Raw genomic sequence first — 7,117 nt, 5'->3', positions numbered from 1 at the left:
AGAGAACCATTTCTTTCAATTTTATAGTCTGGTGGCGATAGCGAAGAGGTCACACCCGTTCCCATGCCGAACACGGTCGTTAAGCTCTTTTGCGCCGATGGTAGTTGGGGGCTTCCCCCTGTGAGAGTAGGACGTTGCCAGGCAGATAAAACACAACTCTTTAGGTTGTGTTTTTTTATATGCATACACAGAGTAACTAAGGCAGTGGTTACAACGTAAAAACGCTTCTTCGAGAAAACATCATGTCGCCCTGTGAATTGAAATATCTCTCCCCCGAACAAATAAACTACAAAATCAAGTTCAGACAGAAAAAACAAAAATCTACTAGCATTTATACTTAGTTTGACAGTCAAGTCCCTCACTATAGATGGAACATGGTCACAATTGGTGAGTAAGTCATAATAACTATCCTTGTTTTACATAAAAATGAAAACATAAAACGACGTGAAGTAGCATCTATGGGATATACGTAAATAAAAATAACCAGCTCCGTAAAAGAGAAAAGTCGAGCCAGGCAACGCTTTTAATAGAGATAGTAAGAAAGATCACGATGGTACAGACTAGCCAACCAGTTAGCGTTTGAGTAGCTGATAGGTTTTTGTTTTTTACCAATAGTTTAGTCCCTATGTCCGATAGGAGTTCATTCCAACAATATAGCCTCTACTAAATCACCAGTAGCTTGCAAATAAGCGAGTTTGGATTGAATAATGGACTAATTAGACAGCAAATAAGTAAGTTTCGACAGAATGTCGTTGGAATTGGCCAGAAAGACCATTAGTGAATAGCTTAGGTGACCGACTTCAATCGTGAACACTCTTAATAATGAGAAAGAAAATGCCTACCTTTTTCCTTAAGTAACCAAATTTCGGCGGAAAATCCGAAATTTGTCGTAACTTGTATTTCCCGCGGAATAATGATTATTCAAGCGAAGCATAAATATTGTTATTTCCATACGTTTCTCACACTCAGATAATATATAGTAAAAAAAGTTGTAACCCCATTGTTAATTGACTCGTACAAAAACAAGGATAGTGTTAGCAAAATAGTTGCTAACACTATCCTTTATTTAGTCAGTTATTATTCATTCCCTTGAACTTCAAACTCAACTTCACTAATATCAGCAATCATTCTCGGAATGTCAATATTATTAAGGACTCCATTAAATTCTTCAGCTCCTACACCAACAGCAAAGACAGGAACCAGTTCCCCGGTGTGGCCGCCTGTAGCGCTTTCCTCACGTACTTGGCGATCGATCACGCCGGCGCGGTAATGATGAGCAATAATACTTCCTACTTCCCAACCTATTTCGTGTTCTAGGATAAGGCGTCCTTCAGGGTCGTTATTATCCCACACATTTTCTTGAAAGTCGCTTATTTCTTTATCTGTTAAATCTATGTCTGCATATTCTGCAAACACTTCACGAATGCTTTCAGCTGTGAAATTACCTGTGTCTTCATCTAATTCTAGCTGTTGTGAGATATATTCTGGTGAAACGCCTACTTCTTTTAATGCTTCCATATCCATGACCTCTGTTGCTGCAATTCCCATCGTTTCATGATCTGCAAGTACAACTACTAATGTTTCGCCATCTTCATTTGCCCAATTAACCGCATATTCAACGGCTTTGTCAAACTCAACGGTTTCTTTCCAAATGCCTACAAAATCAGCGGCGTGAGAAGCATGATCAATTCGGGCGCCTTCTAGCATCAAGAAAAACCCATCTTCATTTTGTGATGCTGTCTCAATTGCTTTTTGAGACATTTCAACTAAGGTAGGCTCTTCGCTACCTTTTACCTCTCGATCACTTACGTAGTTCATAAATGATGGATGAAATAAGCCCAATAACTTAGAGTCAGGGGAAGGTTCATAGGTATTCAGCTCATCCTTATTTCTTACAATATCATAGCCTTCCTCTTCAAAGGATGCGACTAAGTCTGTTCCATCTTGGGCTTCAGGTTGGAAAAAACTTTCACCGCCACCTAATGCGATATCGTATCGACCTTCGAAAATGTGCCTGGCAATTTCATCTTGTCCGGCCCGATCAGGTACTTTTGCCACAAACCCCGCAGGAGTGGCATCAGTAACGGTATTAGTGGAAACAATACCAACCGTTTTTCCTTGTTCTTTGAAAATGTCAATCAGACTTGTTAACTCTTCACCATCAGGATTAACTCCAAGCATCCCATTATTCGTTTTGTCCCCGTTTGCTAGTGCTGTTCCGGCAGCTGCTGAGTCGGTGACCATATTGTTTGCAGAGTAAGTTCTAGAGAGAGCTACATTAGGCAGGGTTTCCATGAACAGCTCTCCTTCTTTTCCATGCTCAAATAAGCGGGCAATTTCCATCTGCCCTAATCCCATTCCATCACCAATCATGACAATGACATTTTTTGGGGAATCTTCTTCAGCTTCTGTAGCTTGTTCTCCTTGCTCAGAATCATCAGCTGGTGTTTCTTCCGGTGATGGCTCACCGTTCTGTGGAGCGCATCCTGCAAATACGAGAATTAAGTACGTAATTAAAATGAAACTAACGCTCTTTTTTACCATTTTGCCTCCTCCTTATGTATGTAGCATCGTTAATTAAGGTTGTTGAAAAGGTTGGAGATTATGCATAATTTTTTCACTGATGAGCAATTGAAAAAATAGGCTTGCAAATGAGCAAGTTTGGATTGAAAAATGGTTGGTTTGGACAGCAAAACAAGTAGAATGGACAGAATATCCAATAACTTGGCTAGTAAACCGGTAGTTTGGTTGAATTTACAGAATAAAGATGGACATATTTGTAGCTCTTGTAATGCTTTTTGTGGATTAGTAAGTAATCAGGTAAAAAAGAAACGAGTAGTTGCAAAAAAATAGTGGAAAACCTTCAGTTTATACAGAAGTTCTCCACAACACGTGTGATATCCACAGGTATTGATTAAGATTTTTTATCTTTGGCGTTAGATATTCACAGAAAATTTCCTGAGACTGGGGATCGTTTAGTTCTTGCTTTGCGAATTTTCTTGCGGTCTTTTTGAGAAACACCCAGATAATCATACTGTGCTTATTTATAATAGGGAAAGGGTCAATGGGACGAGGGACCTGTCCCCTTGACCCACCCTTGACCCACATTGACACATCAAAAAAACTGCGACCCTTTTTGATTAGCTACGTCTAAGTTATAAAGGAACATAAATACTAGGGGGAAGAAACGTGTCTGATGAAAAACAGCAAGTGATTACAGACTGGTATTCAGAGTATAGTTACTCGATATACAGTTATATTTTACTCATGATTCATGACCAGCAACTAGCAGAGGACCTGACGCAAGAAACGTTTATAAAAGCTTATAAATATTTTGCTCATTTCAAGGGAGAATCTAGTCCGAAGACATGGTTGTTTAGTATTGCCAGAAATACAACGATGACTATGTCCGAAAACGAAAGCCGGTCAGTTATCTGAAGGATTTATTTAGCCTAAAGAAGGACAAAGGTCCTTTGCCAGATGAGGTTGTTCAAATTAAGGAAAGTTCACGAGAGTTATTTGATGCATTGAGCGAGTTAAAGAAAACGTATCGGGATGTCATTATCCTAAGAAAAATAAAAGAGTTTTCTACGAAAGAAACAGCCATGATTTTAAACTGTTCGGAGAGTAAAGTGAAATCAACGTTAAATAGAGCCATACCAGCTTTAGAGAAACAACTTCTTAAGGAGGGATATTTACATGAAAACTCAATTTGATGAACAGCTGAAAAAATTAGACAGCGATATTCGATGGAACCAACAACGAAATCTTAAAGTGAGGAGAGACATCGAAGCTGAAATCGGTAAGATGCAAACAAAAAATCCCTTTATAAAGAATCTACTTGTTTACTCTTCAACTATTGTAGCCTTTGCATTATTTGCAGTTATGATTGGCTTGAGCCTAACATCAATAAATGATAGTCAGAGTCCTTCTAGTGAAGTCCCAATTGTAGACTCGGAAGAAGAAGGTCCGTTAGATGATGAACAGAACTGGGTAGAGACAGAAGATGAGTCAGACCCTGAAGATGACGTGAAAATGACTGAGAACCGAAATAGTTGGACTGATGAGGAGATGGAAAACGACATATCCGCGGGGATCATCCTCACTCATCGTCAATTAACAAAATTTGTAGAAGGAGAATGGGTACCTGATTATAACACGCTAGAAGGTCAACAGGAGTTTAGTCAGTTGCATTCCTATATAAGTCAGGCATCCACGGCAGCTTTTCACTTATCTGCGGACAATTATCTTTACGTTGATTTAATGAATTTAAATTCCGTACTAGGAGAAGCTTTTCAAAATAAAGACGATGAAGGAGTACTGCTTGCCTATCAAGTGGTGCATGACCTCGATGTTGCGTATAATGGATTTGAGCCGGACCAAGGGCCGTTTGGGGTCACGTTGTATAGAGATGCAACTTATGATGTTGTTAGAAGTTATTTGGGGAGAGAGTAGGACAGGGGGACAGGTACACTGACCCTGGTTAGTTTAAGATTTTGCAGTTTGATAATCGCTTTGCTCCATTAGAAGGCGGAATGCATGTGAATCTTCATAATAATATATGGGGAACCAATTTTCCGATGTGGTATGAGGATGATGCGAAGTTTCGATTTAAGTTGACGTTTGGTTAGAAGTGTCTATTTAATAGTGCCTGATCCCCATTGCAGTATACGTTGAAGTGCTGGGGTTCAGGCACTATTTTCAAGAAAAAAAGGAAAGATTGCTTACTAATTTTATCCACCCCCAAAGGGATAACCATAATGGCACACTCAATAAAATTCCCCAAAATAAACCTACACCCAGATTTTCTTCTTCATAAAACATGATTAACATCCCCTTTGTAATCATTGTCTTTTTTCCGATTGTGTTTCTGCCTTTTTATTGCAGTGTAGGATCGCTGTTTATCTATTATTGACGGGTCTATTTCGGGACTATATTTAGGATAACAAAGATAGGAGAAGAAGTAAGACGAAGTGTGACGGAGAAATGAGGTTTTTTCACGACAATTTACGCAAGCGGTTACAGTGTGGTGGGGTGTTCAAAAATGGCTGTTCGGACAGCAAAAGCCTCCGTTTGGATTGAATATGTCCGAGATTGGATTGAAAAACGAATAGTTTGGACTGAATCACTCGCAAGTTGGACAGCAAAGGTATTTTCGTCGGTATAGACAATGGTAGAGTGCAGCCAAGGAAGAGCTTCCCTTGGCTTTTTAGCAGATTTGGGTTGGGGATAAGCAGTATTTGTCAACAAAGGAGAGGTTTTTGATAAAAGAAGATATACGTTCACTTGAGCAGCCTGCACCCCGCGCGGTGTAGCGTAGACTCATTGGGATCTGACCCCACATCTGGGACGAGGAACCTGTCCCCCTGTCCCTCTGTCAGATTATTTACGGAATAAATTAAGAAAATATCCTAAAATATATTGGATCTTATTCTGAATTGTGCTACTATTCGATTAAGGTAATAATTTAAGAAAATGTCCGAAAAGAAATGAAGGGGATGGTGAACCATGGAGTTGAACAGAAATACGAGCGGTCCGCAGAAGCCGGGATTTTTTATGAGAATGCTTGATGTGGTGGAAAGAGCGGGGAATAAGCTGCCGCATCCTTTTATGTTATTTGTTTATTTGGCCTTATTTATTATTGTTGCTTCTTGGGTGATCAGCTTATTTAACGTGACAGTCGTACATCCTGGAACTGGAGAAGAAGTCGCGATTCAAAACATGATTTCAGAAGACGGGCTCATTTTCATTTTGTCTTCGATGCTGACGAATTTTACTGGCTTTGCACCACTGGGTCTTGTGTTAGTTATGATGTTTGGGATTGGTCTTGCGCAAAAGGTTGGATTAATTGAAACGTTTATGAAAAAGACGATCTTAAATGCACCGAAACGCTTTGTCACATTTGCGATTATTGGGACAGGGGTTATCGGGAACTTAGCGTCTGATGCGGCATTTGTTATTATTCCGCCGCTTGCAGCGATGGTGTTTTATGCATTGGGACGTCATCCGTTAGCGGGGATGTCTGCTGGCTTTGCTGGGGTTGGTGCTGGATTTACGGCAAACTTTTTTATCGCTGGGACAGATGCGCTGTTAGCAGGGATTTCAACTGAAGTGGCACAAACGATAGAGGAAGGGCTTGTTGTTACACCGGTTGATAACTGGTTTTTCATGATTGCATCCGTTGTCATGTTAATGGTTGTTGGTACGATTATTACTGAAAAGGTTATTGAACCAAGATTAGGAAAATACAATCCTCGTTATGGGGAAAAGGGTATTGTCGATCAAAAACTAGAAGATGTGACTGCCCAAGAGACACGTGGGTTACGCAATGCGGGAATAGCTGGTTTGATCTATGCAGCGTTAATTGCGCTATTGGTTGTTCCAACAAACGGAGTGCTACGTGGGGAAGAGGGGACCATTGTTCCATCGCCATTTTTAAGTAATATCATTCCGATCATTTTGTTCTTCTTTATCATCATTGCGATTGCTTATGGCATGACAGTTGGAAAAATTAAATCGACCAAGCATGTTCCAGAATATATGGCTGATGCGATGAAGGATATGTCTGGATACATCGTATTAATTTTTGCAGCGTCACAGTTTATTGCTTATTTTAACTGGTCCAATATCGGTGTTTGGATTGCGGTAAGTGGAGCTGAGTTTTTAACGAATATGAATTTCACAGGGATGGGTGTAATTGTTGGATTCATTATTCTTGCGGCAATCTTAAACCTATTTATCTTTAGTGGCTCCGCTCAGTGGGCTTTAATGGCTCCGATTTTCATTCCAATGTTTATGGTGTTGGAGTATAATCCGGCTTTTGTTCAACTGGCTTACCGAATTGCTGATTCATCGACGAATATTATTACACCGATGAATCCTTATGTGCCAATGGTATTAGCGTTCATGAAGCGTTATGACAACCGTGCTGGGTTTGGTACATTATTTTCAATCATGTTGCCATATGCGCTTATTTTCCTCGGTTTATGGATTCTGATGTTCATCATTTGGACGTTAGTCGGAATTCCAATTGGTCCAGGAGTAGAGATGAAACTATAGAGAACAAGGAAGAGAAGGCGTTGAGTAGTCAACGTCTATCTTCTGTCTAGCAAGAAAG

Annotated in this window: 7 protein-coding genes and 1 rRNA gene; 6 read left to right on the top strand and 2 right to left on the bottom strand. The window is 39.9% G+C overall.

The annotated features are described in order from the left end of the window. The first annotated feature begins 27 nt into the window (after positions 1 to 27). Positions 28 to 143: ribosomal RNA gene (gene rrf / locus LQ50_RS16115) — 5S ribosomal RNA — on the top strand. Positions 144 to 1,077: 934 nt separating this feature from the next. Here the strand turns inward: rrf and LQ50_RS16110 are convergent. Beyond that, a complete protein-coding gene (locus LQ50_RS16110) occupies positions 1,078 to 2,544 on the bottom strand; it encodes an alkaline phosphatase (RefSeq protein WP_237563731.1) in 1,467 nt (488 codons plus the stop codon). A gap of 645 nt (positions 2,545 to 3,189) precedes the next feature. Here LQ50_RS16110 and LQ50_RS26435 point away from each other — a divergent pair. The 3 genes from LQ50_RS26435 to LQ50_RS16095 are packed head-to-tail and all read left to right on the top strand — an operon-like array spanning position 3,190 to position 4,455. After that, positions 3,190 to 3,438, top strand: coding sequence for a sigma-70 family RNA polymerase sigma factor (locus tag LQ50_RS26435; protein WP_308417929.1), 249 nt, complete (start codon positions 3,190 to 3,192; stop codon positions 3,436 to 3,438). Positions 3,439 to 3,473: 35 nt separating this feature from the next. Continuing rightward, positions 3,474 to 3,716 carry an RNA polymerase sigma factor gene (locus LQ50_RS26430; RefSeq protein WP_308417928.1) on the top strand — a complete coding sequence of 81 codons (243 nt, stop codon included), beginning with the start codon at positions 3,474 to 3,476 and terminating at the stop codon, positions 3,714 to 3,716. Then, positions 3,700 to 4,455, top strand: a complete 756-nt coding sequence (locus LQ50_RS16095; protein WP_034631253.1) for a hypothetical protein — start codon at positions 3,700 to 3,702, stop codon at positions 4,453 to 4,455. The genes LQ50_RS26430 and LQ50_RS16095 overlap by 17 nt, the downstream gene beginning before the upstream one ends. Before the next feature lie 246 nt (positions 4,456 to 4,701). On the opposite strand, the gene LQ50_RS26300 is transcribed toward LQ50_RS16095, so the two are convergent. Next, on the bottom strand, positions 4,702 to 4,824 hold the full coding sequence (locus LQ50_RS26300; protein WP_272913730.1) for a hypothetical protein: 123 nt from the start codon (positions 4,822 to 4,824) through the stop codon (positions 4,702 to 4,704). A 220-nt stretch (positions 4,825 to 5,044) separates the two neighbouring features. On the opposite strand from LQ50_RS26300, the gene LQ50_RS26295 reads away from it, so the two are divergent. Continuing rightward, complete coding sequence (locus LQ50_RS26295) at positions 5,045 to 5,167, top strand: hypothetical protein (protein ID WP_272913729.1); 123 nt, start codon at positions 5,045 to 5,047, stop codon at positions 5,165 to 5,167. Positions 5,168 to 5,508: 341 nt separating this feature from the next. Next, positions 5,509 to 7,059 (top strand): AbgT family transporter, encoded by a 1,551-nt coding sequence (locus LQ50_RS16090; RefSeq protein WP_202595385.1) that lies wholly within the window; start codon positions 5,509 to 5,511, stop codon positions 7,057 to 7,059. Positions 7,060 to 7,117: the final 58 nt, after the last annotated feature.

The sequence above is a fragment of the Halalkalibacter okhensis genome (genome assembly GCF_000787375.1).
Lineage (GTDB): Bacteria > Bacillota > Bacilli > Bacillales > Bacillaceae_D > Halalkalibacter > Halalkalibacter okhensis.
The sequence above is the reverse complement of the archived record's forward strand: the minus strand, read 5'-3'. Positions and strand labels throughout refer to the sequence as shown.

Excerpts from the sequence above, each read along its gene's own strand:
- LQ50_RS26300 (WP_272913730.1), bottom strand. The coding sequence starts at position 4,824 with ATGTTTTATGAAGAAGAAAATCTGGGTGTAGGTTTATTTTGGGGAATT.
- LQ50_RS16090 (WP_202595385.1), top strand. The coding sequence starts at position 5,509 with ATGGAGTTGAACAGAAATACGAGCGGTCCGCAGAAGCCGGGATTTTTT.
- LQ50_RS26295 (WP_272913729.1), top strand. The coding sequence starts at position 5,045 with ATGGCTGTTCGGACAGCAAAAGCCTCCGTTTGGATTGAATATGTCCGA.
- LQ50_RS16095 (WP_034631253.1), top strand. The coding sequence starts at position 3,700 with ATGAAAACTCAATTTGATGAACAGCTGAAAAAATTAGACAGCGATATT.
- LQ50_RS16110 (WP_237563731.1), bottom strand. The coding sequence starts at position 2,544 with ATGGTAAAAAAGAGCGTTAGTTTCATTTTAATTACGTACTTAATTCTC.